General features: G+C 32.3%; 1 protein-coding gene. It reads right to left on the reverse strand.

Translation table 11 applies throughout. The features are described from left to right. The coding region (locus SB752_RS32920) for a hypothetical protein (protein ID WP_410719582.1) at positions 1 to 254 on the reverse strand (254 nt) is incomplete at both ends.

Genomic DNA, 254 nt, shown 5'->3' on the forward strand with positions numbered 1-254 from the left:
ACTTTAAAATTCGTAATAGGTGTACTAAATTTAATTTTTATACGTGCACTACTTGGATAATTATATATTGAGTTTCCGTATTTATCTTTACCACCAAGTAAAGTAGCTTCATATTCTGACATTATATTTAAAGATTGTGTTCCTATATGACCACCATCACAAGTACGAGCCGCTCCAGCATTACGCACTGAAACAGTATTGGCATTGCTAAATGTAGCAGTAACACTTTTACCATTTACTGTAAAATTGCGATT

The organism is Brevibacillus sp. SIMBA_040, assembly GCF_046535075.1.
In the GTDB taxonomy this organism is placed as follows: Bacteria; Bacillota; Bacilli; order Brevibacillales; family Brevibacillaceae; genus Brevibacillus.